The sequence below is a fragment of the Aliterella sp. E5.1 genome (genome assembly GCF_057473825.1).
Map to the genome: position 1 here is coordinate 1 of NZ_JBYCCV010000436.1, position 1228 is coordinate 1228.

Below are 1228 nucleotides of genomic sequence, written 5' to 3' on the forward strand. Positions count from 1 at the left end.
TTGTAGGGACTGCTCAAATTGGCTGGAATATCCTGAAGAATCCAGCTATTCGCCGCCGGGTTCTGGAAATGGGCCGGGTTTTCCACCAGCATCGGCAGGATTTAGGCTACATTGCCCTGTGCACTATTACCCAACCAACTCAGTCCTAATCCACTGTTAATTCAACCGGCATATTTGGAGGTTAATCAATCATGGCTCCCACAACCGCATCTCAATCAATGGTGATGCATCTGCAAGCGCAAATTGAATATCCCCAGTCAGGCGTCTTTAGTAAAGTTCTGTTCAAGGATCGTGCCTGCGAGCAGACCCTATTTTGTTTAGCCGCGGGCACTGAGATCTCGGAACACACCTCAAGCCGCAACGCCACTGTCCTGGGGGTGGAGGGAAAGGGGACTTTGACCCTGGCAGGAGAAGTTATTCCCTTAGAAACCGGCACCTTTGTGTTTATGCCAGCCCACACCCCCCATGCACTTCAAGCGGAAGAAAACCTGGCCTTTTTATTGACCCTGTCTGAAAAGCCGCAGCCCTCTTAACTGAGGTAGCTCATAGTCAACCCGGTTGCTCTAATGGCAGAGTCATTGTGCACTCAACGCAACAGTTTGAGTTGAAGCTGCTACATGTTTTTCGATAGCAAGGTGAGAAAGATAGGCGCGAATCTCTGGAACCCCCATTTCTCGGGGATGACGCTTGTTATGGAAAAGGATAAAAGCACGAATGTAGTGGATGTAGGACTTCTCAGTTTTGTGACTGAAATGCCTGAGTCTCGCTGATTGACGGACCTGATCTAACAGACGTGGCGGCTGTTTCTCCAAAGAAGGGGGCATTGTAGTTATTCAAGGATTTGTCGCAATAGGGTCGGAAATAGGGGTGTTATCCGACAATATGTCGCATTTCTATCCTGTTTAGGGGTATTATCCGACACTTGACATATAATTCCCTTGAGGAGGATGTTATGCGACAACTGACATCTAATATCTTGTATAGGGGGGTTGTGCGTCAGACTGTCGTATAACCATAGTTAGGCATAAGAGGATTGCATCTCAAAATGGCACGACATCCGTTAGAACTGATCATCGAAAAAGCTGATGACGCAATCATCCAGGAAGATTTCGACACGTTAATGGACATCTACGCGGATGACGCAATTCTTGTAATTAAACCCGGCATGAATGCCTCAGGGAAGGTGGAGATTAGAAGGGCAATGGAAGCGATTGCAGCACATTTCAAT

Annotated in this window: 2 protein-coding genes and 1 pseudogene; 2 read left to right on the forward strand and 1 reads right to left on the reverse strand. The window is 47.6% G+C overall.

Annotated elements, in window-relative coordinates:
- The first annotated feature begins 191 nt into the window (after positions 1-191).
- Positions 192-533, forward strand: a complete 342-nt coding sequence (locus tag AC2VE5_RS28000) for a cupin domain-containing protein (protein WP_486890772.1) — start codon at positions 192-194, stop codon at positions 531-533.
- Positions 534-581: 48 nt separating this feature from the next.
- Here AC2VE5_RS28000 and AC2VE5_RS28005 read toward each other — a convergent pair.
- A pseudogene (locus tag AC2VE5_RS28005) lies at positions 582-824 on the reverse strand (site-specific integrase); the annotation flags it as partial.
- A 221-nt stretch (positions 825-1045) separates the two neighbouring features.
- Here AC2VE5_RS28005 and AC2VE5_RS28010 point away from each other — a divergent pair.
- Positions 1046-1228, forward strand: a 183-nt coding sequence (locus AC2VE5_RS28010; RefSeq protein WP_486890773.1) for a Cif family virulence factor, incomplete at its 3' end; no start/stop codon positions are given.